The sequence below is a fragment of the Meridianimaribacter flavus genome (assembly GCF_004366715.1).
Lineage (GTDB): Bacteria > Bacteroidota > Bacteroidia > Flavobacteriales > Flavobacteriaceae > Gaetbulibacter_B > Gaetbulibacter_B jejuensis.
Window position 1 is genome coordinate 248,290 of the sequence record NZ_SOQZ01000001.1, and the last position, 26,149, is coordinate 274,438.

20 protein-coding genes are annotated in these 26,149 nt (G+C 34.2%); 8 read left to right on the forward strand and 12 right to left on the reverse strand.

All coding sequences use genetic code 11. The features are described 5' to 3' along the window. Nucleotide 1: 1 nt before the first annotated feature. From A8975_RS01170 to A8975_RS01180, 3 genes are all read left to right on the forward strand, one after another. Nucleotides 2–2,332, forward strand: coding sequence for a penicillin-binding protein 1A (locus tag A8975_RS01170; RefSeq protein WP_131506326.1), 2,331 nt, complete (start codon nt 2–4; stop codon nt 2,330–2,332). Nucleotides 2,333–2,403: 71 nt separating this feature from the next. Beyond that, a complete protein-coding gene (locus A8975_RS01175; RefSeq protein WP_134198385.1) occupies nt 2,404–3,105 on the forward strand; it encodes a CoA transferase subunit A in 702 nt (233 codons plus the stop codon). 2 nt (nt 3,106–3,107) lie between these two features. Continuing rightward, the gene (locus tag A8975_RS01180; protein WP_134198386.1) at nt 3,108–3,761 is read left to right on the forward strand and encodes a 3-oxoacid CoA-transferase subunit B; all 654 of its coding nucleotides are present in this window, start codon (nt 3,108–3,110) and stop codon (nt 3,759–3,761) included. A 383-nt stretch (nt 3,762–4,144) separates the two neighbouring features. Here A8975_RS01180 and A8975_RS01185 read toward each other — a convergent pair whose 3' ends face one another. Continuing rightward, nucleotides 4,145–5,836 (reverse strand): ABC transporter ATP-binding protein, encoded by a 1,692-nt coding sequence (locus A8975_RS01185; RefSeq protein WP_134198387.1) that lies wholly within the window; start codon nt 5,834–5,836, stop codon nt 4,145–4,147. A 212-nt stretch (nt 5,837–6,048) separates the two neighbouring features. Here A8975_RS01185 and A8975_RS14610 point away from each other — a divergent pair, with 212 nt between their 5' ends. Continuing rightward, entirely contained in the window at nt 6,049–11,823 is a 5,775-nt protein-coding gene (locus tag A8975_RS14610) for a reprolysin-like metallopeptidase (protein WP_134198388.1), read from the forward strand. 63 nt (nt 11,824–11,886) lie between these two features. On the opposite strand, the gene A8975_RS01195 is transcribed toward A8975_RS14610, so the two are convergent. From A8975_RS01195 to A8975_RS01210, 4 genes are read right to left on the reverse strand one after another with little or no spacing between them, the layout of a single operon-like run. Then, on the reverse strand, nt 11,887–12,600 hold the full coding sequence (locus A8975_RS01195) for a 3'-5' exonuclease (protein ID WP_134198389.1): 714 nt from the start codon (nt 12,598–12,600) through the stop codon (nt 11,887–11,889). 3 nt (nt 12,601–12,603) lie between these two features. Beyond that, nucleotides 12,604–13,755: a serine hydrolase domain-containing protein gene (locus A8975_RS01200; RefSeq protein WP_134198390.1), complete on the reverse strand. Its 1,152-nt coding sequence runs from the start codon at nt 13,753–13,755 to the stop codon at nt 12,604–12,606. Between the two features lie 36 nt (nt 13,756–13,791). Further along, entirely contained in the window at nt 13,792–14,265 is a 474-nt protein-coding gene (locus A8975_RS01205) for a methylated-DNA--[protein]-cysteine S-methyltransferase (protein WP_134198391.1), read from the reverse strand. Next, nucleotides 14,265–15,386: a CNNM domain-containing protein gene (locus A8975_RS01210; RefSeq protein ID WP_134198392.1), complete on the reverse strand. Its 1,122-nt coding sequence runs from the start codon at nt 15,384–15,386 to the stop codon at nt 14,265–14,267. The genes A8975_RS01205 and A8975_RS01210 overlap by 1 nt, the downstream gene beginning before the upstream one ends. Nucleotides 15,387–15,469: 83 nt before the next feature. On the opposite strand from A8975_RS01210, the gene A8975_RS01215 reads away from it, so the two are divergent. After that, nucleotides 15,470–16,186 carry a GLPGLI family protein gene (locus A8975_RS01215; protein WP_134198393.1) on the forward strand — a complete coding sequence of 239 codons (717 nt, stop codon included), beginning with the start codon at nt 15,470–15,472 and terminating at the stop codon, nt 16,184–16,186. 2 nt (nt 16,187–16,188) lie between these two features. Here the strand turns inward: A8975_RS01215 and hemB are convergent, their stop codons facing one another. The 7 genes from hemB to hemA are packed head-to-tail and all read right to left on the reverse strand — an operon-like array spanning nt 16,189 to nt 23,377. Next, complete coding sequence (gene hemB / locus A8975_RS01220; protein WP_134198394.1) at nt 16,189–17,181, reverse strand: porphobilinogen synthase; 993 nt, start codon at nt 17,179–17,181, stop codon at nt 16,189–16,191. A 27-nt stretch (nt 17,182–17,208) separates the two neighbouring features. Continuing rightward, nucleotides 17,209–18,111 carry an oxygen-dependent coproporphyrinogen oxidase gene (gene hemF / locus A8975_RS01225; protein WP_134198395.1) on the reverse strand — a complete coding sequence of 301 codons (903 nt, stop codon included), beginning with the start codon at nt 18,109–18,111 and terminating at the stop codon, nt 17,209–17,211. A 10-nt stretch (nt 18,112–18,121) separates the two neighbouring features. Next, nucleotides 18,122–18,661, reverse strand: a complete 540-nt coding sequence (locus A8975_RS01230) for a GNAT family N-acetyltransferase (RefSeq protein WP_134198396.1) — start codon at nt 18,659–18,661, stop codon at nt 18,122–18,124. 2 nt (nt 18,662–18,663) lie between these two features. Then, nucleotides 18,664–19,422: an EI24 domain-containing protein gene (locus A8975_RS01235; protein WP_134198397.1), complete on the reverse strand. Its 759-nt coding sequence runs from the start codon at nt 19,420–19,422 to the stop codon at nt 18,664–18,666. Continuing rightward, on the reverse strand, nt 19,415–20,476 hold the full coding sequence (gene hemE, locus A8975_RS01240) for a uroporphyrinogen decarboxylase (RefSeq protein WP_134198398.1): 1,062 nt from the start codon (nt 20,474–20,476) through the stop codon (nt 19,415–19,417). The genes A8975_RS01235 and hemE overlap by 8 nt, the downstream gene beginning before the upstream one ends. Nucleotides 20,477–20,529: 53 nt before the next feature. Next, entirely contained in the window at nt 20,530–22,119 is a 1,590-nt protein-coding gene (hemC, locus tag A8975_RS01245) for a hydroxymethylbilane synthase (protein ID WP_134198399.1), read from the reverse strand. Then, a complete protein-coding gene (gene hemA, locus A8975_RS01250; protein ID WP_131506313.1) occupies nt 22,112–23,377 on the reverse strand; it encodes a glutamyl-tRNA reductase in 1,266 nt (421 codons plus the stop codon). The genes hemC and hemA overlap by 8 nt, the downstream gene beginning before the upstream one ends. Before the next feature lie 193 nt (nt 23,378–23,570). Here hemA and A8975_RS01255 point away from each other — a divergent pair, with 193 nt between their 5' ends. From A8975_RS01255 to hemH, 3 genes are read left to right on the forward strand one after another with little or no spacing between them, the layout of a single operon-like run. Further along, nucleotides 23,571–24,470: a helix-turn-helix transcriptional regulator gene (locus tag A8975_RS01255; protein WP_129759697.1), complete on the forward strand. Its 900-nt coding sequence runs from the start codon at nt 23,571–23,573 to the stop codon at nt 24,468–24,470. Nucleotides 24,471–24,515: 45 nt separating this feature from the next. Then, nucleotides 24,516–25,112 carry a hypothetical protein gene (locus tag A8975_RS01260; RefSeq protein WP_129759696.1) on the forward strand — a complete coding sequence of 199 codons (597 nt, stop codon included), beginning with the start codon at nt 24,516–24,518 and terminating at the stop codon, nt 25,110–25,112. Nucleotides 25,113–25,121: 9 nt separating this feature from the next. Continuing rightward, nucleotides 25,122–26,141: a ferrochelatase gene (hemH, locus tag A8975_RS01265; protein WP_131506311.1), complete on the forward strand. Its 1,020-nt coding sequence runs from the start codon at nt 25,122–25,124 to the stop codon at nt 26,139–26,141. Nucleotides 26,142–26,149 lie beyond the last annotated feature (8 nt).

Genomic DNA, 26,149 nt, shown 5'->3' on the forward strand with positions numbered 1-26,149 from the left:
TATGGCTAAAAAAGCAGCTTCAAAAAAGCAAGAAACGAACGATTTCTCAAAGTATATACGTTGGTTTTGGATCGTATTTTTAGGAGGAATCCTTTCAATAGGTTTAATATTTCTATTAGCATCTTGGGGCGTTTTTGGTGAAATGCCTGATCATACGGTTTTAGAAAACCCTAAAACAAATTTAGCAACCGAAATTATTTCTTCTGACGGAAAAACCCTAGGTAAATTCTATTTTGACGACAACCGTACACCTGTTGATTATAGCGAGCTACCAAAAAACTTGGTTGATGCTTTAATTGCAACCGAAGATGCGCGTTTTTATGACCATTCAGGAATTGATGCTAGAGGAACATTAAGAGCTGCAATAAAACTTGGAAGTGGAGGAGGAGCAAGTACAATTTCGCAGCAATTAGCGAAACAGTTATTTCATGGAGAAGGTTCAAAAAACATTATAGAGCGTGTATTGCAAAAAGCTAAAGAATGGATAATTGCTACAAGATTAGAACGTCAATATACTAAAGAAGAAATCATCGCTCAATACTTCAATATTTATGATTTTGGTAATAATGCTGATGGTATAAGAAGTGCATCAAGAATTTATTTTGGAAAAGAGCCACAAGACTTAAACCTTAAAGAGTCTGCAATGTTGGTAGGAATGTTCAAAAACTCATCATTGTACAATCCTAGGCGAAATCCTGTTGGAGTTAAAAATAGACGTAATGTAGTCTTAGCTCAAATGAATAAATATGAGTTTATTGATGAAACAGTAAAGGACTCATTACAAAAAACAGAATTAGATTTAGATTACACTCCAGAAACCCACAATGCAGGAATAGCGACTTACTTTAGAGAATACTTAAGGGATTTTATGAAGCAGTGGATTAAAGATAATCCAAAACCAGACGGTGAAAAGTGGAGTTTATACAACGACGGATTAAAAATTTATACCACAATAGATTCTAGAATGCAACAGTATGCCGAAGACGCTGTGCAAAAGCACATGCCAAGGCTGCAAGCTGAATTTGACCATCAAAACACACCAGATAGAAACCCAACAGCTCCTTTTTTAGAATTAGATTTGGATGAGATTGATGCTTTAATGAAACGTAGTATGCGTCAGTCAGAACGATGGAGACACATGAAGTATGATTTGAAAAAATCTGATAAAGAAATTATCGAGTCTTTTGATAAACCTACCCAAATGGAAGTGTTTTCATGGAAAGGAGAAATTGATACCATCATGAAACCAATAGACTCTATGCGTTACTACAAATCATTTTTGCATACAGGTATGATGTCTATGGATCCTCAAACAGGACATGTAAAAGCATGGGTTGGAGGAGTTAATTATAAACACTTTCAGTATGACCATGTAAAACAAGGAAAGCGTCAAGTAGGTTCAACTTTTAAGCCTTTTGTATATGCTACAGCAATTGACCAATTGCACCTTTCACCTTGTGACACGCTTCCAAATACCCAAATTACAATTGAAGCAAATAAGTATGGAAATCCAGAGCCTTGGACTGCTAAAAATTCTGATGGAAAATATGGAGGTTTTAAAACATTAAAGAACGCTTTAGCCAATTCTACAAATACTATTACTGCAAGACTAATGGATAAAGTTGGTCCGCAACCAGTTATTGATATGGCAAAAAACTTAGGCGTTGAAGAAGAGATTTTACCAGTACCTGCAATTGCATTAGGAACACCAGATTTAAGTGTTTATGAAATGGTTGCAGCATACTCAACCTTTGCAAATAAAGGAGTTTATAACAAGCCTGTTTTGGTGACCAGAATAGAAGATAAAAATGGCACAGTATTATTTCAGTTTACTCCAGAGTCTAAAGACGTTTTAAGTGAAGAAGTAGCCTATGTAACTGTTAATCTTATGGAAGGAGTTACCCAAGGTGGTTCGGGTACTAGATTAAGACATACTTGGGCAGGAAATACTCAAGTATATAAAGAAATAATCACAGGTTATCCTTATGGATTTGATAACCCAATTGCTGGAAAAACAGGAACTACACAAAACCAAAGTGATGGTTGGTTTATGGGAATGGTCCCAAATTTAGTAACAGGTGTTTGGGTTGGTGCCGAAGATAGAGCAGCTCACTTTAGAACCATTACCTATGGTCAAGGAGCGTCTATGGCATTGCCAATTTGGGGATTGTATATGAAGAGTTGTTATGAAAATCCTGAGCTAGGAATTTCTAAAGGTAATTTTGAAAAACCTAATGAGTTATCCATACAAGTTGATTGTGACAATTATCAACCCGATGAAGGTGCAAGTCAGTCCATTGATGAGGATTTAGATGGAGTCATAAACTTTTAAAAAAATCAAAAGCCATTCATTTTAGAATGGCTTTTTTATTTTGTATTTTTCGGTAGAAAATATTCTTAAAAATGATAAATAAAAAAGTTGCAGATGTCACAGAAGCACTCAAAGGTGTTTCTGATAATATGACATTTATGCTTGGTGGTTTTGGGCTTTGTGGTATTCCTGAAAACAGTATTTCTGAATTGGTTAAACGCAATGTAAAAGGTGTGACTTGTATTTCTAACAATGCAGGTGTTGACGATTTTGGATTGGGATTATTACTTCAAAAACATCAAATAAAAAAAATGGTGTCTTCTTATGTAGGAGAAAACGATGAGTTTGAACGCCAAATGCTAACTGGAGAACTCGAAGTTGAGCTTATTCCTCAAGGCACTTTAGCTGAACGTTGTAGAGCTGCTCAATCTGGTTTTCCTGCATTTTACACTCCTGCAGGTTATGGAACCGAAGTTGCAGAAGGCAAGGAAACAAGAGAGTTTAATGGAAAAATGTATGTGCTAGAACAAGCCTTTGAAGCCGATTTTGCTTTTGTAAAAGCTTGGAAAGGTGATGAGGCTGGTAACTTAATTTTTAAAGGTACAGCAAGAAACTTTAACCCAGTAATGTGTGGTGCAGCCAAAATAACTGTGGCTGAGGTTGAAGAGCTAGTACCTATTGGAGAATTGGATCCAAACCAAATACATATCCCTGGAATTTTTGTACAGCGCATTTTCCAAGGAAAAGACTATGAAAAACGAATTGAGCAACGCACAGTAAGACAAAGAGATTAATTATGTTAGACAAAAACGGAATTGCAAAACGCATAGCAAAAGAGGTGCAAGATGGTTACTATGTAAACCTTGGTATTGGAATACCAACTTTAGTTGCCAATTATGTAAGAGATGATATTGAGGTTGAATTTCAAAGTGAAAATGGTGTTTTAGGTATGGGTCCTTTTCCTTTTGAAGGCGATGAAGATGCTGATATTATAAACGCTGGAAAGCAAACTATCACCACACTACCAGGAGCTAGTTTTTTTGACTCTGCTACTAGTTTTTCAATGATTAGAGGTAAGCACGTTCATTTAACAATACTTGGTGCTATGGAAGTTGCTGAGAATGGAGATATAGCCAATTGGAAAATTCCTGGACGTATGGTAAAAGGTATGGGAGGCGCAATGGATCTTGTTGCAAGTGCCGAAAATATTATTGTAGCAATGATGCATACTAATAAAGTAGGTGAATCTAAACTTCTAAAAAAATGTTCATTACCACTAACAGGAGTGGGATGTGTAAAAAAGATTGTGACCAATATGGCTGTTTTGGAAGTAACTGATGACGGTTTTAAACTTTTAGAAAGAGCTCCAGGTGTTTCGGTTGAAGCTATTAAAAATGCAACCGAAGGTCGTTTAATTGTTGAAGGAGATATTCCTGAAATGGACGTTTAAAATTCAATATAAATTATAATAAATTGAGCCACTTTTTTAAGTGGCTTTATTTTTTTACAACCTATATTTGTAAGAAAAATCTTCAGACAATCGCTTAAATGTTAAAAATTTATGCTTTTTATCGATTTTTTATGTATTTAAGCCGATTTATTCAAAAGTTTATTTCATATTAGCAAAACCAAATCGAAACTAAATAATTAACCAAATCTGTCATAAACTTAATTTATGATTTTCCCCAAATCTATCATAAATTTCTACTTATGAAAAATGTAGCCCCAAATCTACCAAGACCTACTTTTTTTGAAAGCAAGATTTTTTCAACCTTTCAAAGCACGTTAAGATTAATGAGAAACATCTTAGCGTTAACCAAAAAAATATTCATGCTATAACCCTTTTGGGATGGCATGAATTAATTTTTTTGTGTACTCTTTCTGAGGAGAGTTGTAAATTTCATCAGCATCATTCATTTCTTCTATTTCACCTTTATTCATAACCACTAATTGGTCTGACATATATTTCACTACAGATAAGTCGTGCGAAATGAAAATATATGTAAAGTTGAAGTTTTCTTTCAACTCGTTTAAAAGATTCAATACCTGTGCTTGAACCGAAATATCTAAAGCCGAAACCGATTCGTCACAGATAATTAACTTTGGTTGTAATGCTATAGCTCTTGCAATACCTACTCGTTGACGTTGCCCACCAGAAAACTCATGTGGATACTTGTAAAAAGAATCATTATCTAAACCAACCCTTTCTAGCAAGTCCATTACTTTCTCTTTCCTTTCATTATTTGAAGTTCCTATACGATGCACTTTCATAGGTTCCATTATGGCTTTACCAATAGGTAGTCTAGGATTTAACGAAGCATAAGGGTCTTGAAAAATAATTTGGATGTCTTTTCTAAGAGCTCTGATTTTAGATTTTGATAAGGTATTAATGTCAACTCCATTGTATAGGATTTTACCAGCTGATGCTTTGTCTAATAATAAAATGGCATTTGCTAATGTTGACTTACCACAACCAGATTCTCCAACAAGCCCCAAAGTTTCTCCACTGTACAATTTAAAACTTACATTATTAACCGCTTTAAAAACTGTAGGCTTAGAAAACCATCCAGATTTTGAGAAATACTCTTTTTCCAAATTAACTATTTCAAGCAATGGAGGTTTTGAATAAATAGTCTTATGAGTTATTTGTCTTTCTTCAGTAGATACAACTGTATAATCAGTAGTTTTATTAATAAAATCGCTAATGGTTGGTAGGGTTTTCAGTCTAACATCCAATGAAGGTTTTGAATTTATTAATGCTTTTGTGTAAATGTGTTCAGGTGTTTTAAAGACTGTATTAACATCACCTTGCTCAACAATTTCGCCCTTGTACATAACAACAATTCTGTTCGAAATTTCTGAGACCAAAGCGAGATCATGAGAAATAAAAATAATGCTCATGCCTTCGTTTTTTTGAAGCTCTTTTAAGAGTTTAATAATTTCTTTTTGAACAGTAACATCTAGAGCTGTTGTAGGTTCGTCAGCTATAAGTATTTTAGGTTTACATGCAATAGCCATGGCTATCATTACACGTTGCTTTTGTCCGCCAGAAATTTCATGAGGATATGCGCTAAACACACGTTCAGGTAATGGCAGTTTTACTTTTTCAAAAAGAGATAAAGTTTCTGCTTTAGCTTCAGTTTTTGAAAGCGTGGTATGTTTTAAAATAATTTCAGAAACCTGCTTACCACATGTCATAGAAGGATTTAACGAACTCATTGGTTCTTGAAAAATCATAGCAATATCATTGCCTCTAATATGTTCAAAAGCTTTTGGTTTTAATTTTGTTAAATCAAGATTGTTAAATACAATTTCACCAGAAGTTATTTTTGATATTTTATTAGGCAAAAGTCCTAAAATAGCTAGAGAAGATACTGATTTTCCAGAACCAGACTCTCCAACAATTCCTAAAATTTCATTTTCATAAAGCGTATACGAAATGTGTTTAATTATGTCTTTTTCTCCAGAATTTGAAGAAAATGAAATTGACAAGTCGTTAACCGAAAGTAATTTTGATTTGGACATGTGTAAATGTAATCAAATTTTAAGATGAAATATTGAGGTTTAAGATAGCTTATTGAAATATGTAAGACATTTCTTGTGATGAATTACGGAAAAACCGTAAAAATCAATTTTTATTACGAAGTTATCAACAAAACAGTTAATTTTTTGAATTTTAATATTATTTTGAACAAATAATTAATAAAAAAAGCTATCAATAACCCTTAAATCCCTAAATGATGAAAGTAAAATTACTTTTGCTCATTTTTACAATGAGTATGAGCATTGCTATGGCTCAAAACAAATCTTTATGGCAAAAACAATCACTTAATAATAGTGAAAAGATCAAACCTTCAAAAGCAAATTTGCCTAGAGCAAATAGCTATGTTTTAGACATTGAAAGTTTAAAACATGCGCTTAAAAGAGCACCATTAAGGTCTTCTTCATTAAATTCATCAAGTGTTGTTTTATCTTTTCCTAATTCTGAAGGACAACTCGAACGCTTTAAAATATTTGAAGCTCCTGTCTTTAGTCCAGAGTTAGCTGCAAAGTATCCTAACATTAAATCTTATATAGGAAAAGGTGTTGAGGATCCTTCTTTAACAATACGATTTAGTGTTTCTCATTTAGGCTTTCAATCTATGAGATTAGCTGCTGATAAATATGCAACATTTATTGAAGCTATAACTGACGATTTATCATATTATACAGTTTATAAAAGAGCAGATAAAATTGATTTTTCAGATGATTTTGAATGTGAAGTTACAGCACAAATGAACTCTAGTTTAAATGGTCAAAACCCTCAAATGGCTATGAGAAATGCCGATGATGGTATACTACGAACGTATAGGCTTGCGGTTTCTGCTACTGGAGAGTACACACAATATCATGGTGGTACAAAGGCTTCAGCATTGGCAGCAATAAACGCAACTATGACTAGAGTTAATGGTGTTTTTGAAAACGACTTTAATGTTAATATGGTTTTAATTGGCAATAATGACGACGTAATCTATACAAACGCTAATACTGATCCATATAGTAATGGAAGTTATAACAGTCAGTTACAGTCTACCCTTACTAGTGTAATAGGAGAATCTAATTATGATATAGGTCACTTATTTGCAAGAGCTTCTAATAATGGAAACGCAGGATGTATAGGTTGTGTTTGTGTAAATGGTCAAAAAGGTAGTGCATTTACATCGCGAACTGATCCTGAAGGAGATCCTTTTGATATTGATTATGTTGCTCATGAAATTGGGCATCAGTTTGGGGCAAATCACACTTGGACTTTCAATGGAAATGAAGGCACAAATGCACAAATGGAACCAGGAAGTGGTTCAACAATTATGGGTTATGCAGGAATTACAGGTGCAACAGACGTACAATCAAATAGTGACCCTTATTTCCATGCAGTTTCAATTGAGCAGGTAACAGACTATATTAAATCTACAAGTTGCCAAACAAATACAAATACAGGTAATGCTGTTCCGGTTGTAAATGCGGGAGCTAATTATACTATTCCAAGAGGAACTCCATTTGTATTAGAAGGTTCAGCAACCGATGCTGATTCTGGAGATGTACTAACCTATTGCTGGGAACAATATGATGAAAACAATGCATCTACAACTTATCCAAGTGTTAATGCAACTAGTGGAGTTGCGTTTAGATCATATAACCCAACAACTGACAATAAAAGATACTTTCCAAGATTATCTACCATAAAAGCAGGTAATACATCGTGGCAATGGGAAGCGGTACCTAATGTAGCAAGAACTTTAAATTTTAGATTGACCGTTAGAGATAATCAAATAGGAGGAGGAACTAATAATAGTGACGACATGGTTGTTTCTGTAAACAGTAACGCAGGACCATTTGTGGTTAACTCACCAAATACTAATGTTACATGGAACGCAGGTACAACTCAAACCGTAACTTGGGATGTTGCAGGTACAACCGGAAATGGAGTTAATACTGCTAATGTTGATATTTTCTTATCCACTGATGGCGGAGACACTTATCCAATTTCGTTAGCATCTGGTGTTCCAAACGATGGTTCACATGATATTATAGTTCCTAATAACCAAGGAAATCAAAACAGAGTTATGGTTAGAGGTTCAAATAATATATTTTTTGATATCTCAAACAGCAATTTTACAATTGCAGGACAAGTGGTTTGTAATGCAACAGTTCCAACTGGGTTATCAGCATCAAATATAGGCTCTAACTCAGCAACATTAAGCTGGGATGCAGTTCCTGGAGCGTCTTACGATGTTCAGTATAGGGAAACTGGAGCGTCAACATGGACAACCTTATCTGTAAATGGAGTATCTACTAACTTATCTGGTTTAGCTACATTAACGCAGTATGATGCAAGACTAAGAAGTGTCTGTCCTGATAACGCTACATCGTCTTATAGTAGTATTATTAATTTCACAACTACTGATGTGCAATTAAACTACTGTTCATCTACAAGCTCAAATGTAAATGATGAATATATAAGTAGAGTACAGCTAAACACAATTGACAATAGCTCAGGAGCTCAGTTCTATTCAGATTTTACTAGTATATCAACTACCTTAATTAAGGGAAATCAATATACAATTACTGTAACACCAACATGGACAGGAACTGTGTATAATGAGGCATATTCGGTATGGATAGATTACAATAGAGATGGAGATTTTAATGATGCAGGAGAACAAGTGTGGACACAATCACCAACCCAAACAACACCAGTTTCAGGAACATTTACTATTCCAACAAGTGCAGTAGAAAACGCAACAAGAATGCGTGTGTCTATGAAATATAATGGAGTTCCAACTGCATGTGAGTCGTTTACTTATGGTGAAGTTGAAGATTACACAGTTATTATTCAAGGTTCAGGACCAGATGTTGAAGCTCCTAGTGCACCAACTAGTCTTACTGCTTCAAATACAACTCAAACTACAACAGATTTAAGCTGGAATGCTTCAACCGATAATGTTGGAGTTACAGGTTATGATGTCTATCAAGATGGAAGTGTAATAGCAACAGTTACTGGTACAAATTACCAAGTTACAGGATTAACGGCTAGTACAACTTATGCGTTTTATGTGGTTGCTTTTGATGCTGAAGGAAATGAATCGAATAATAGTAATACAGCTAACGTAACTACCTTAGACCCACCAGATACACAAGCACCAACAGTTCCAACAAATTTAGTAGCGTCTAATACAACACAAACCACAACAGATTTAAGTTGGAGCGCTTCGTCAGATAATGTTGGTGTTGCTGGATATTACGTATACCAAGACGGAGTTAATATTGCAACAGTTTCAGGAACTACATATCAAGCTGTAGGCTTATCACCAGAAACATCGTATAGTTTTAATGTAGCTGCATTTGATGCTGCAAGTAACACCTCTTCACAAAGTAATACAGCTAATGTAACAACGTTAGTACAACCAGATACCCAAGCACCAACTGCACCAACAAGTTTAACAGCGTCCAATACAACTCAAACTACAACAGACTTAAGTTGGAATGCTTCAACTGATAATGTAGGTGTTTCAGGGTATGATGTGTATCAAGACGGAAGTGTAATAGCTACAGTTACTAGTACAAGCTATCAAGTAACAGGTTTAACAGCGAGTACATCCTATGCATTTTATGTGGTTGCTTTTGATTTAGCAGGTAATCAATCTAGTGCTAGTAATACAGCAAATGTAACTACTTTAAGCCCACCAGATACTCAGGCACCAACAGCACCTACAAGTTTGACTGCATCAAATACAACAGATACATCAACAGATTTAAGCTGGAATGCTTCAACAGATAATGTAGGTGTAACTGCGTATAATGTTTATCAAGATGGAAGCTTAATAGCATCTACGCCTTCAACAAGCTATCAAGTAACAGGGTTAAGTCCTAGTACAACGTATGCGTTTTATGTTACTGCGTTAGATGCAGCAGGAAATATGTCTTCGCAAAGTAATATAGTTAATGTTACTACTCAAGATGTACAGATTACATACTGTTCATCTACAAGCTCAAATGTAAATGATGAATATATAAGTAGAGTACAGCTAAACACAATTGACAATAGCTCAGGAGCTCAGTTCTATTCAGATTTTACAAGTATTTCAACTACCTTAACTAAGGGAAGTCAATATACAATTACTGTAACACCAACTTGGACAGGAACAACCTATAACGAAGCATATTCGGTATGGATAGATTACAATAGAGATGGAGATTTTAATGATGCAGGAGAGCAAGTGTGGACACAATCACCAACACAAACAACACCAGTTTCTGGAACATTTACTATTCCAACAAATGCAGTAGAAAACGCAACAAGAATGCGTGTGTCTATGAAATATAATGGAGTTCCAACTGCATGTGAGTCGTTTACCTATGGTGAAGTTGAAGATTATACAGTTGTGATTCAAGGTTCAGGACCAGATACAGTTGCGCCTGTTATAACACTTAATGGAGCTTCAGCAATTAATCTAGTTGAGGGTTCAACATATAGTGAGTTAGGAGCTACTGCTACTGATAATGTTGATGGCGATATTACAGCAAATATTGTTATTGGAGGAGATGTGGTAAATACAAGTTCTGTTGGTACTTATGTAGTAACGTATAATGTTAGTGATGCTGCAGGTAATGCCGCTGCAGAAGTTACTAGAACTGTTACTGTAACCGAAGCACCTGATGGCTGTTCAGGAGGAATTTCGTCTTTCCCTTATACCGAAGGGTTTGAAAATACTTTAGGTGCATGGACACAATCAACTAGCGATGATGTTGATTGGACAGTAGATGCAAATGGAACACCATCAAGCAATACAGGACCTTCAAGCGCTTTCCAAGGATCTTACTATGTGTATGTTGAGGCTTCTAGCCCAAATTATCCAAATCAACGAGCAATATTAAACTCACCTTGTTTTGACTTAAGTAGTTTATCTGATGCTACGTTTAGTTTTAAATATCATATGTATGGAGCTGCTGACATGGGAACTCTTGATTTAGAAATTAGTACTGATAGTGGAAATTCTTGGAGTAGTATTTGGAATCAATCAGGAAACCAAGGAAATGCATGGCAAACTGCTAGTATAGACCTTTCAAGTTATGTAGGTTCAGCAGTTCAATTACGTTTTAATCGTTTTGTAGGCGGAACATGGCAAGCTGATGTTGCTGTTGATGATATTAGTTTATCTGAAAGTGGAAGCACAGGAGGTAACGGTTGTGTTAGTGGTATTAGCTCTTATCCTTATTCTGAAAGTTTTGAAAACACAATTGGAGCTTGGAGTCAATCTTCTTCTGACGATTTAGATTGGACAGTTGATGCAAATGGAACTCCATCTAGTGGTACAGGACCATCAAGTGCTGCTCAAGGGTCTTACTATATCTATGTTGAGGCTTCGGGTCAAAATACGGGTTACCCTAATAAACGAGCAATTATCACATCACCTTGTTTTGATTTAAGTGCAGTTGTATCAGCTTCGTTTAGTTTTCAATATCACATGTATGGAGCTGCTGATATGGGAACTATTGACTTAGAAGTTAGTAATGACAATGGAGCTAGTTGGACTAGTCTATGGAGTCAATCAGGTAATCAAGGTAACTCTTGGCAATCACAAACGGTAAACTTATCTGCATATATTGGTGAAAGTATTCAATTACGCTTTAACAGATTTGTAGCTAGTACTTGGCAAGCCGATTTAGCAATAGATGCTATTAACTTAACAACAGCAACAAGTGCTAAAACTGAGACTTCAAAAGGAGAAGATATAGCAGATGTTTTTGATGATATTAAATTGTATCCTAACCCAGTAAAAAGTAATGTGTTAAATATTCAAACTAGTCATAACAATATTGCATATGAAATTTACAATACTATTGGTCAAACAGTAGCTAAAGGAGAGGTAGTCAACAATAAAATTGACGTTTCAAATTTAAAAGGAGCTGTTTATCAAGTTAGGTTTACTATTGAAGATAAAATTGTTGTAAAACGATTTATTAAAGAGTAAAATAAGTCTACCAACAAAAAAGTCCGAATTTAAAATTCGGACTTTTTTATTTTTTACAATTTTTTAAATGTGAATAATCTCGTTATCATGCAGCAGTTCGTCACCACGCAATCGAAGTAATATTTGTGCTACTGCAATTGTATCTTTTTCACAATAAGTGACAATTCGGTCAATATCATTTTCTTCATAATACACTCTGTAAACTTCACTACCATCAATATCATCCTTAGGCGAAGGAATACCTAAAACATTGGTTAAAAGCTTTAAAGAAGTATAGGTTTTGTAATCACCAAATTTCCAAAGTTCAAGAGTGTCTAGGTGAGGTACTTCCCAAGGTTTTTTCCCAAAAAGGTTGAGTTTATAAGGTAATTCTATATTATGAATAATCATTCGTCTTGCTATGTAAGGAAAATCAAATTCTTTTCCGTTATGAGCACAAAGCAAATGCTTGTTTTGACTAAAATGAGTGATCAATAAGTTTTTAAAATCTTTTAAAATTTTGATCTCATCACCATGAAAAGAGGTTACTCTAAAGGTTCTAACATCTCCTTGCATTTTAAAATAGCCTACTGATATGCAAACTATTTTACCAAACTCTGACCAAATTCCTGCGCGATCATAAAATTCTTCAGCAGTGTATTCGTCTTGTCTTTGGTATCTCGATTTTGCTTCCCAAAGAGCTTGCTTAGTATCGTCTAAATCTGAAAAACGAGGTGTCTCTGGAACAGTTTCAATATCCAAAAAGAGAATGTTTTCAAGATTTAGTTTACTAATCATAATTTATTGTTCTAACATTTTATAGGCTTCATCAATATACGCTGAAATATCAGGTGTAAAAGATGCCACAGCATCTCCAGGACCTTTAGAGTGTCCTAAACGAACTATAATAACATTGTCATTTGGTTCAACAATAACATATTGTCCTAGATGACCACGCATCATAAAAAAGTGTTTATCGCCAACTGTTTTTAACCACCATCCATATCCATACTCTGGGCTTTCAGTAAAACGAGGTGTAATAGATTTAGCTATAAATGCCGAATCCAATAACTGCTTCCCATTCCATTTACCATGGTCTTTATACAATTTACCCATTCTTGCAAAGTCCTTAGCATTACTTGCTATACAACAATAGGCTTTAACCAAATCGTGGTCTTCACTATCTACTTGCCAAAGTGCTTGGTTTTCGCTACCTAAAGGTTCCCAAAAACTTTCGGTTAGATAGTCATATAATTTTTTTCCAGATGCACGTTCTATTGCAATAGCTAGCATTTGAGTATCACCACTGGCATACTTATATGACGTACCAGGTTCTCTAACTACTTTTAAACCTGTCATAACCTTGGTTAAATCGTCGTCAAAATACGCACGAGTAGTTATTGAAAAAGGAGAGTAGTAACGTTCGTCCCAGTTGGTTCCTGAAGCCATACTAGATAAGTCGCCAACGGTCATTTTTGCAGCTTCGCCTTCACAAAATTCTGGTATAAAATCGCAAACAGGTTGGTCAAGATTTTTTATGTAACCATCCATAATCGCTTTTCCTAATAGAGCAGACACATAACTTTTTGCCATAGAAAAAGAGTTGGATTTAGAATCTTCATCAAAACCATCATAATAGTTTTCAAACCAAATACTGTCATTTTTTATAATAACGTAAGCAATCGTACCGTTTTGAGCATTAACATTTTTAAGGGTTTCAGTTTCTTTTACTGAGTTATAGTCTTTGTGATTTGGCCAAGGCTGAGGTGTTCCAGTATCTAGAGGTTTATTGTCAAAATGTTTATAATCTTCTAGATAAGCAGTTGTATGACCTTTCATATAAATGGTTCTTACAGCTTTTAAAAGATAATCAGTATCAGTGACGTAAAGTGTAATTATGAGTAAACCAAATAGAATAGCAACCCATTTAAGGAGTTTTTTGAGGAATTTCATTCAGTGATTATTTAATAATTAAATATAACTAAAAATTTAAAATAACGATTGTTGTTTATAAGGACTTTCGTGTTCTAAAAGCCATTGTTTTCTATGAAGTCCTCCAGCATAACCTGTTAAACTACCATCAGTTCCTATAATTCGGTGACATGGAACAATAATCCATAACGGATTTTTACCGTTAGCATTAGCCACAGCTCTAATGGCTTTGACGTCTCCAAGTTGTTTTGAAAGTTCAAGGTAAGACATCGTTTTTCCGTACGGAATAGTTAAAAGAGCTTCCCAAACTGTTTTTTGAAAATCGGTACCTTGAGGATTTAAGTTTAAATCAAAAACTTGTCGTTTGCCTTCAAAATATTCGTTGAGTTGATACACGCAGTCTTCTAAAGACTCAGGAATAATATCAGAGATTTGCTCTTCAGAATTTAAAACCGTTACACTTGCAATACCATCATTATCACCAGTTATTTTGGTGTAACCCAAAGGTGTTTTGATGATACAGGCTTCCATTATTGGTTGTCGTCTTTAGTATCTTCAAAAAGTCCAAGATGTTTTGCTCTTGTTTCCCAACTTTTTCTTGCAAGTAATTGTAGGTCAGGAACATTATCGCTTTCGTCCATTATTTCTAAACCAAGTAAAGTTTCAATAACATCTTCTTGGGTTACTAAACCACTTACACTTCCATATTCATCAACTACCAATGCCATATGGTTTTTACTTTCAATAAGCTTTTCAAAAAGATCAGGAATTGGTAGGCTGCGACCCACTATAATAATGTTTCGTTTAATGTCAGACAGCTTTTTGTCGCCATTATCAAAGGCCATTTCTTTAAAGACATCGTCCTTTAAAACTAATCCTGTAATATTATCAGGATCGTTAGTGTATACTGGAATTCTTGAAAAGCGAATGTTATGGTTTTCAGCAAAAAAAGACGAGATAGTTGTGTTTTCATTTTCTGTTTTAATCACAGTTCTAGGCGTCATTACATCTTTTGCCATTACGTTTTTAAAGGTCAAAAGATTTCTAATTACTTTACTTTCAGATTCATGAAAAACACCTTCTTCGTGCGCAATATCAGTCATTGCAAGAAAACCTTCTCTACTTAAAACACTACCATGACCTTTGCCACCAATAAGTTTTGTGGTAAGTTGTAATAACCATAAAATTCCTGTCCATTTTAATGGAAAAATTAAAACGTTTAAAGCTTTTGCGGTAAAGTTTGCAAGTTGTTTCCAGTAAGTTGCACCAATGGTTTTTGGTATAATTTCAGAAGCTACAAGAATTAAAACCGTCATTATAGAAGATACAATACCAACCATAACATCTTCGGTAATTGTAAGTCCAAAAGCAGTACTAGGGTTGCTTCCGTAGAGTTCGGCATAAGCAACTTTGGCTTGTACACCAACTAAAATTGCACCTACAGTATGCGCAATAGTATTAAGTGTAAGTATGGCAATAAGTGGCTTGTCAACATCTTTTTTAAAGGTTTCTAAAGTAAGCGCATAGGCTTTGCCTTCTTTCTTTTTAATATTAATAAACGTTGGTGTTACACTTAAAAGCACAGCTTCTAGTATTGAACATAAAAAGGAAAAGAAAATAGATACGAGAGCGTAAAGTATGAGTAAACCCATTAGTGTGTTTTAGTTTGATTAATGCGAAGTTACGAAATAGAATATTTAAATTAAGGGTTAAATTATTTTTCATAAATTGAAGTATGAAAAACCTGTTTTATATTTTATTGTTTTTGACTTCAGGAGCAATAGTATCTCAAACCAAAGGAAAGATTACCTATTTGGCTACTATGAATAAGGACAGTATTAAAAAGCCTACTGAAGACATAAAAGACCAAGCTAAATATGACGCATTACAACTCATTCATGGGTCGCATCCTGTTGAAGCATATTTAGTATTTAACGATAGTATTGCGTTGTACTCTGTAGAGCCTAAAATTGAAATTCCTGGATGGAATACTTCTGATGGTCAAATAACTATTTCAAAGGCTAACTTAAACTTAACTTGGATTTTTGCAGGAGGAGAATCGTTATACTATACCGATTGGAGTAGGGATTGGAATATTTCACAGAAAGATGTGTATTTTGAGCGTAAGCGTATTAAATACGAAGAAAAGCCTTGGGAACTCACAAAAGAGACTAAGGAAATTTTAGGATATGTTTGTTATAAAGCTGTATCAGAAGACTCTAAACTTGAAGTATGGTATGCTCCTGAACTTAATGTAAAACATGGACCACAAGGAATTAATGGTTTACCTGGATTGGTTTTGGAAGCAAAACGAAATAGGTTTTTAATTAAAGCCACAAGCATCGATTTAGAAAACAATGAATATGAAATTATAGAAGAACCAGTTGAAGGCGAACTCATGCAAGAAGCTGAATACAGAAAACTAGGTAAAGCTATATTTTCAAAAGAATAATATTACTTATTCAAAATTTTCACAACATCCTTAGCAAAATAAGACGCAATAACATCAGCACCAGCGCGTTTTATGGCAGTAATTTGCTCCATCATAACAGCATCGTGGTCTAACCAGCCTTTTTCAGCAGCAGCTTTAAGCATAGCATATTCACCAGAAACCTGATATACAGCTACAGGAACATCCACTTCATTTTTGATTTCGCGAACAATATCCAAATAACATAAACCTGGTTTTATCATAACAATATCAGCACCTTCATCAATATCCATTTCGGTTTCTCTAATGGCTTCAAAACGGTTAGCAGGATCCATTTGATAGGTTTTTTTGTCTTTTGGAATATTTTGAATATCAACAGGAGCAGAATCTAAAGCATCACGAAATGGTCCATAAAATGCCGAAGCATATTTAGCAGAATAACTCATAATCCCAGTATCTGTAAACCCATTATCTTCTAAAGCTTCGCGAATGGTTAAAATACGACCATCCATCATGTCGCTTGGTGCTACAAAATTTGCGCCTGCTTCAGCGTGTGATAAGCTCATTTCAGCTAAAACATCAGCAGTTTCATCATTAAGAATAACACCGTTTTCAATTATACCATCATGTCCATAAACAGAATAAGGGTCTAAAGCAACATCAGTCATTACCAGCATGTCTGGACAAGCGTTTTTAACTGTTTTTATAGCGCGTTGCATAAGTCCGTTAGGGTTTAACGCTTCCGTACCTTTGTTGTCTTTAAGGTTGTCAGGAACTTTTACAAACAACAATACCGATTTTAAGCCTAAACGCCACAGTTCTTTAACCTCGTTTTCCAAAAGGTCTAAACTATACCGAAAGTAATTTGGCATAGAAGCAATTTCTTCTTTTACACCTTTACCTTCAACCACAAAAAGTGGTACTAAAAAATCATTTGGTGAAATTATAGTTTCTCTAACTAGGCTTCGAATAGCTTCGTTGGTTCTAAGTCTTCGGTTTCTTCTTAGTGGGAACATAAGTATAAGTTTTAAGTTGTAAGCTCTTTAAACCCAATTTTTAGGGTTTTGTAATACTTTAATTAGTTTTTCTTCTTCACTTCCTGTTTCAGGATGATGGTCATAAATCCATTGCACATGAGGTGGTAAGCTCATTAAGATACTTTCAATACGACCATTTGTTTTTAGTCCAAACAACGTGCCTTTATCGTGCACCAAATTAAACTCTACATAACGACCACGTCTTATTTCTTGCCAATTTCTTTGAGTTTCAGTGTATGGTAGCTGCTTGCGTTTTTCAACAATTGGAACGTAAGCTTCTAAAAAGCTATTGCCAACTTCGGTTACAAAATCATACCAATTTTCCATGCTCATTTCATCTGTTGCTTTGCAATAATCAAAGAATAACCCACCAATACCACGTGCTTCGTTACGATGTGTGTTGTAAAAATATTCATCACATCGTGCTTTGTAGTTTGGGTAAAACTCTGCATTGTGTTTGTCGCAAGCCGTTTTACAAGTTTGGTGAAAATGTTTTGCGTCTTCCTCAAAGAGATAGTATGGTGTTAAATCTTGTCCGCCACCAAACCATTGGTCAACAATGTTTCCGTTTTGGTCATACATTTCAAAGTATCGCCAATTGGCATGAACCGTTGGAACCATTGGATTTTTTGGGTGAAGCACTAAACTCAATCCACAAGCAAAAAAGTCGGCATCTTTTACGCCAAAATAGTTTTGCATGCTCTCAGGTAAAGCACCATGAACAGCAGAAATATTTACACCTCCTTTTTCAAAAACAGCTCCATTTTCAATAACACGAGTACGTCCACCACCACCTTCAGGTCGTTTCCAAAGGTCTTCTTTAAATTGAGCAACACCATCAATAGTCTCGAGTTTTGACGTGATAGTGTTTTGTAAATCTTGTATATATTGATAGAATTTATCTTTCATGATTATTGTTTTAAAAGGCTTCTTTATGCAATTCATAAAGTTCCATATCTAGAGTAGATTTCCCAGAAACATACTCTTTTGGTAAGGTTTTAACCCAAGTAAATCCAGAACGCTCAGCGACATTTACACTTTCGGTATTAGTTTTATGTACTACTATTTGCAACGTGTTTAATTGTAATTCTGAAAAGGCAAAATTTGTTACTGCTTTAATGCTTTTGGTCATCCAGCCATTACCAGAATATTTGCTTCCTAAGCAATATGCGAATTCACCTAATTTAGATTGATAATCCAAGTGTTTTAAAATCACTAAGCCAGCAATAGCATTAGAGTCTTTATCTTTTATGGCAAAAGTGAATTCGGTTTTATTCTGTATTTCACTATTCTTTTTTTTGATATAGTCTTTTGAAGCGTCTTCAGAAATATTCTGAGATAGTGTTATTGGTAAATACTTTTGAAATCGTTTTCCGTTAGAAATCATTAATCGGCTTAAGTTTGAAGCGTCTGAGGGTTGTAACGTTTCTAATCGAAATATGTCAGTAACCAATACCATTTTTAAGCGTTTGATGAAATATGATTATTGGCTTTTAAAATAGAAACGGTCTCTTTTGAAGCTGCTGTAACCGAAAACGGTAATACCAAAATAACTCCCAAAACAGGAATTAACAAAAACAGCATAAACACAATACCATTACCTATGGCAACACCTCTATTTTTACGAACAAAACGTAAACTTTCGGCATATTTAAAATGACGTTCTAAGGTATAGTCCATGTTTCCAAATCCAGCATAGTAGGCTTGTACTAAAAACAATATAATACTAGACAAGAACCCTATTACAGGAATAAAACTTATAAGAAGAATAGGAATGGTAAGTAAGAGCTCCATACATAGGTTTCTGAGGTTAATTCTAATACCTCTCCACAGTTGCTCCTTAAACGAAGTGTTTCTATGAGAATGCTCTTCAATATTTAGTAAGTAAGCTTCAATTTTTTCAGACACAGGACTCATAAAAGGCGCAGACAATGCCATAATAATATGCTTGTATAAAATAAGCCCTAAAATAATAATAGTAAGACCACCTATAACATTACTAATTGTAGTAAAAGTTTCTTTTCCCCAATCCCAAACCCAAATTTTTGAGATGTAAAACCCTAAATTATCAGAAAGCCCATAAGCAGAAAGTCCTATAACTATTGCTGTAAATAAGCTAATAGCCATAGGAATAGCAAAATACTTCCAGAGCTTAAGTTTTGAAATTAAACCCAAAGCTCCAAAGTATGCTTGTATGCCTTTTGCTATGTTTTTAAACATGATACTCTTTTACTGCATCAACAAACGCTTTAGCATTATCTAAAGGAATGTTTGGTAGTATACCATGACCTAAATTTACGATATATTTATCCTTTCCAAACTCATTTATCATTTGATGCACCATTTTTTTAATTTCAGCAGGAGGAGACAATAATCTTGAAGGATCAAAATTTCCTTGTAGTGTAATATTTCCACCTGTTAGGTAGCGTGCATTTTTAGCAGAACATGTCCAGTCTACTCCTAAAGCCGAAGCACCAGATTTTGACATTTCATTAAGCGCAAACCAACAACCTTTTCCGAAGGCAATAACAGGAGCATCGTCTTTTAACGCGTCAATAATTTGTTGAATATATTGCCATGAAAATTCTTGATAATCTACAGGAGACAACATGCCTCCCCAAGAATCAAATACTTGAACTGCATTACAACCTGCTTTTACCTTTTCTTTTAAATAAGCAATAGTAGTGTCGGTAATTTTTTGAAGTAATTGATGCGCAGCAATAGGATTGGTAAAACAAAACTCTTTAGCTTTATCAAAATTTTTGCTGCCTTGACCTTGTACACAATAACATAAAATGGTCCAAGGAGAACCCGCAAAACCTATTAAAGGAATCTCATTGTTTAACTTTTCTTTGGTGGCTTTTATAGCTTGGTAAACATAATCTAATGCAGTGGTTACGTCAGGAACAATAACATTATCGACATCTTTTTGAGAGCGAACCGGATTAGGTAAATACGGACCAAAATTAGGTTTCATTTGTACCTCGATGTTCATAGCTTGAGGAATAACCAAAATATCTGAAAACAAAATGGCAGCGTCCATACCATATCTGCGTATAGGCTGTACGGTAATTTCACTTGCTAACTCAGGTGTTTGGCAACGTGTAAAGAAGTCGTACTTAGCTTTTATTTCCATAAATTCAGGAAGATAACGCCCTGCTTGACGCATCATCCATACAGGAGGACGGTTAACAGTTTCTCCTTTTAATGCTCTTAAGAATAAATCGTTGCGAATACCTTCGGAAGAAGGTATCTTATTAATGTTGTTTTCCATATTTATGTTATTCCTGGATTGTCAGGAATTTAGTTTAATTGTAACTTTATGTTTTAAGGTTTCTGCTTTCGCAGGAAATATTCATTCACCAATTCAATAACGCTTTCAACAGTTGGTACTTTTGCAACACGAACATCTTTAAAATGCTTTTGTGCTTCTTTAGCTGTGGTTTCTCCAATGCAAAACGCAACAACTTCAGTGTTGTTTTGCTGTACAAAACTCTCTACTGTTGAAGGGCTATAAAACATGACACTTTCAATAGCTTTATCAACTTTTAAAGCATCGTATTTTGTTTGGTAGGCTTCAACTTCGTTAAGTTTTATTTGGTGCTCGTTTAAAATATTTGGTAAATCTTCAAGTCTTATGTCACTACAAAAAAATGTAGCTTCAGTGCCATCCATAAATTCAACCATATATTCAGCTAAAGCTTTAGCATTCTTTTCAGAATGGGTAACTTTTCCTATTCTTTGCTCTATTAATCGCTTGGTACGACGACCAACACAATAAATGTTTTTAAATTTTAATTCTTCAGCTGGACAATTGGTTAAAATAGCTTCTACTGCATTTTTACTAGTGATAATCACGTTTTCTATTGGTGATTTTAAAACAGTAGGCGGAATTCTATTTAAGCTAATTTTAATAGCATCGTTGCTTTCAACCACTAAATTTTCATTAAACAGAAAACGCTGGTCTTCGGTTAAAGACTTGGTAGAATAGATGTTTGTAGGTTTGCCTGAATGTTTAATATCATCCATAAGACGTTTGCCACCACGCTCAATAATATAATCGCTTGCATATTGTGCAATGTCATGATGGTTGCCTAATTTTTCTGAACGTGAAACTTCAATTTTTTTGCTTCCGTCAGGACTTAACAATACACCTTTAAAATGAACTTCTTCGTTTTTGATAACTGCTAATGCGCCAATTGGAGCAGAGCAACCACCTTCTAGTAGTCTTAAAAACTGACGTTCAATAGTGGTGCATATTTCAGTATCTTCGTGGTTTATTTGTTGGCAAATGGCTTTAGTTTCTTCGTCATCGTCCAATGCAACTACCATTATAGCACCTTGTGCTGGAGCTGGTATCATCCAGTCTAGATTGATTGAAGTTTCAGGTCTTATCCCTAATCGTCCTAATCCTGCAGCAGCAAAAATGGCTCCATTCCAATCGTTGTCTTCAAGTTTTTGAAGTCTTAAATTTACATTTCCTCTTAAATCTACAACGTTGTGAGTTGGATAGCGGTTAAGCCATTGCGCTCTTCTGCGTAAACTTCCTGTTGCGATAACACCTTCTCTTTGTGATAAAAACTCTTCGTTGTTTTTAAATACCAAAAGATCTTTAGTATTACCACGTTTTAAAACAGCAGCTTGTACAATACCATTAGGTAAAATTGTTGGTACATCTTTTAGAGAATGAACAGCAATGTCAATATCTCCATTAAGCATAGCAATGTCCAATGTTTTAGTGAAAACACCAGTGATTCCTAGCTCATACAATGGTTTGTCAAGCACTAAGTCGCCAGTTGACTTTACAGGAACAAGTACAGTTTTGTGTCCTAATTGTTCTAGTTGTTGTTGTACAGTTTTGGCTTGCCACAGTGCAAGTTCACTATCGCGAGTTCCAATTCTAATGAGTTTAGACATGGTTTTTTGAAGGTTCTTCTAACTGAAATACTTTTTTAATTAATTCAAGGCTTTCAATGGTAGAAATGCCATCATCTTTTAAATGATGTGCAAAATGATTGGTTATTTTTTGAATAATATTGTTGCTGATGAGTTCAGCTTGTGCTTCATTAAAATCGACTAATTTTTTACGTTGCGAATCTAGTTCAGCAATTTTAAAATCGTTGAGCTTGTGTTTTAATGCTTTTATGGTTGGTGCAAATTTTCTTGTCTCTAGCCAATTATTGAATTCAATTTTAATCTCTTCAATAATGGTTTCGGCATAAGGAACTTGACCTTTTCGCTTTTCAAGCGTTTCGTCAGTAATTTGAGATAAATCGTCGAGGTGTATTAATGTAATGTTGCTCAAGTCTTTTACATTACTGTCAACATTCTTTGGGATAGATAAATCTAAAACTAACAAAGGTTTTTTACTTTGTATTAAGTGTTTATCAACCGTTGGGTTTTGTGCTCCTGTTGCTACAATTAATATGTCAGATGCGTTTATTTCTTCTTGAAGATTAGCATAATCCTTAACCAACACATTAAACTTTCCAGCAACTTCTTCGGCTTTGGTTTTTGTTCGGTTAATTAATGTAATGTGCTCGTTTTTGGTATGTTTAATGAGGTTTTCGCAAGTATTTCTACCTATTTTTCCTGTTCCAAAAAGCAATATGTTTTTGTTTGAAATATCACTTACATTATTCAAAATATATTGAACTGAAGCAAAAGAAACCGATGTTGCTCCTGATGAAATATCAGTTTCGGTCTTAATACGTTTACTGGCTTGTATTACTGCATTTACCAAACGCTCTAAATAGGCGTTAAGCAAACCTTCTTTTTTAGCAGATTTTGCGCTAACTTTTAATTGGCTTATAATTTCAAAATCACCAAGGATTTGACTGTCCAGTCCACAACCTACTCTAAAAATATGAGAAATAGCTTCGGTGTTTTTGTAGATATAGGCAACGTTTTGAAACTCTTCAACAGTACCTTTTGTGTTGTCACAAAGCAATTTTATTAATTGGTATGGATGTTCAGCAAAACCGTAAATTTCGGTTCTGTTACATGTAGAAATAACTATTAAGCTTTCAACTCCATTGATTTTAGCTTGTTGATACAAGGCTTGTTTACCTTGTTCGTCTAAGCTAAAATGTCCTCTAATTTCAGCATCAGCCTTTTTGTAGCTTAAGCCAATAGCATAAAAGTAGGTCGTCTTTGATTTATTATTGTATTCCATTAAATCTATTTGGAAAAATATGAAAACAAAAATATAAGTATCATCGACAAAAAAATAACGCTCAAAGAACAATAAGTATCGCTTGTGGTTTTTTAACGTAGTTTTTTAATAAAATGTGATAATTGTCATATTTTTGTAGAATTAACAACGCTTTTAAAGCTTTTAGTTTAGAATCAATCTAAATAATATTAAAATGAATTCAAGTTTTAATACCATAAAAAATATCGCTAAAGGGTCTTTTAACGAAGTTGAAATTGATAAAGATTTTTATGTGCTTACTTATCAAAACAATAATGATGAGGTTGAAACACTTGAGCGAGAAATAGATAGTAGTTTTATACAATTTCACTTTTGTTTAAAAGGCTCAAGTAATTTTATTTTTAACAACGGAAATTACACCTTAGAGATTAAAGATGAAAACTCGTTGTTGCTTTACAATCCACAACGCGATTTGCCTATTCACCTTAAAAGTAATCCTGATAGTTGGTTGGTTTCGGTTTTAATTTCTATTAAAAAATTCCATAGCTTGTTTTCTCAAGAAGCCGATTATATTACGTTTCTAAGTGATGATAACAAGGATAAAAAGTATTATAAAGATGGAAAAATTACACCATCAATGGCTGTTGTGTTAACTCAGCTTATTCATTACAACCTTAATAAGTCAATCAAAAACCTTTACTTTAAAGGGAAAGCTTATGAACTTTTAAGTTTGTATTTCAATAGAAGTGAAGATGCAAATATTGAACAATGTCCATTTTTGGTAGATGAAACCAATGTGATAAAAATTAGAAAGGCTAAAGATATCATTATTGCTCGTATGACAGAGCCTCCTACACTGCAAGAGTTAGCTGATGAAATTCAACTTAGCTTAAAGAAACTAAAAGAAGGTTTTAAAGAAATTTATGGCGATTCAGTTTTTAGTTTTTTATTTGATTATAAAATGGAAGTTGCTAGAAAACTACTAGAGTCAGGAAACAATAATGTTAACGAAGTAGGACTTAAAGTTGGGTACAGTACTGCAAGCCATTTTATTTCAGCTTTCAAGAAAAAGTATGGAACAACTCCAAAAAAGTATTTAATGTCATTAACCTAAAACTTGAATAATACTGTCGTATTTTTGCTAAAAACAAATTTAATAATGAAGCACTTTTTAACGCTTGCCCTTTTTTACCTTATATCTTTTTCAACATTTTCTCAATCTCATAAAGAGGTAATCACCAAAGAAGTCAATGTGTATTTCAACAATATGACAACTCAAAATTTTGATGGTGTTTTAGACTACATGTATCCAAAAATATTTGATATGGCTCCAAGAGCTCAAATGAAATTAGGTATGGAACAAATGTTTAACGCTAAAGATATGCGTATTGAATTTTTGGCTAATGATATTACTAAAATTTCAGATAAAATGGAAGTGGATGATATTGCATACGCAGCCGTTTTTTATGATAGTAAAATGAAAATGACCTTCTTAACCGAAGACAACCAAACCCAAGAAGACAAAAAAGGATTTTTAATGTTTATGAAATCCACCATGCAAACCCAATTTGGTGAAGATAATGTTACTGATGATTTAGACACTATGTCGTTAATTATAAAAATGAGTGCAACAATGTATGCGATTAACGATCCTCAATATCAAGGATGGAAGTTTTTAGGCAATGACGATGCACTTAAAATGTTAGTGGACAAAATTGTTCCAGAAACCGTTAGAACACAATTGCTAAATAATTAAAATTGATTTATGAAAGGCGTTTTACTTGTAAATCTAGGTTCTCCTGATAGTCCAAACCCAAAAGATGTAAAAAAGTATTTGGGTGAGTTTTTAATGGACGAACGTGTTATTGATATTCCTTATCCTGCAAGAGCAGCTTTAGTAAAAGGAATTATTTTAAAAACAAGACCAAAGGCATCAGCAGCTGCTTACAAAAAGATTTGGTGGGAAGAAGGTTCTCCGCTTATTGTAATTTCTGAACGTTTACAAAAAGGAATTCAACAGCATACTGATATTCCTATTGCATTAGCAATGCGTTATGGAAGTATGACTATAAAAAAAGGATTGCAAGAGTTGGTAGATAAAGGTGTTGATGAGGTGTTACTATTTCCTTTGTATCCTCAGTTTGCAATGGCAACTACCGAAACAATTACGGTTTTGGTTGATGAACTTCAAAAGGAATTTTTTCCAAATTTAAAGATTGAATCTGTTCCTGCATTTTACAATAAGCCAGATTATATTGAGGTACTTTCAAACTCTATTCAATTTCATTTAAAAGATAAAAACCCTGAACACATATTGTTTTCTTATCATGGTGTTCCTGAACGTCATATTAGAAAAAGAGATGTTACAAAATCACATTGTAAAATTGATGGAAGCTGTTGTGTTACACCATCAAAAGCGCATGAGTTTTGTTATAGACATCAATGCTTGGAAGTTACACGATTAGTTGCTGAAAAATTACAACTTAAAGAAGGTACTTACTCTACATCGTTTCAATCGAGATTAGGATTTGACCCATGGTTGCAACCTTATACTGACCGAACTATTGAAAGAATGGGAAAACAAGGCACTAAAAATATGGCTATTGTTACACCAGCGTTTGTTAGTGATTGTCTAGAAACTCTTGAAGAAATTGCTATGGAAGGCGAAGAGATTTTTCATGAAATGGGAGGCGAAGAATTTACTACAATTCCTTGTTTAAACGATGATAAAGAGTTTGTTGAGCTATTGGCTAAATGGATTAATACTTGGGTAAGTAAAAATTAAAGCAATGA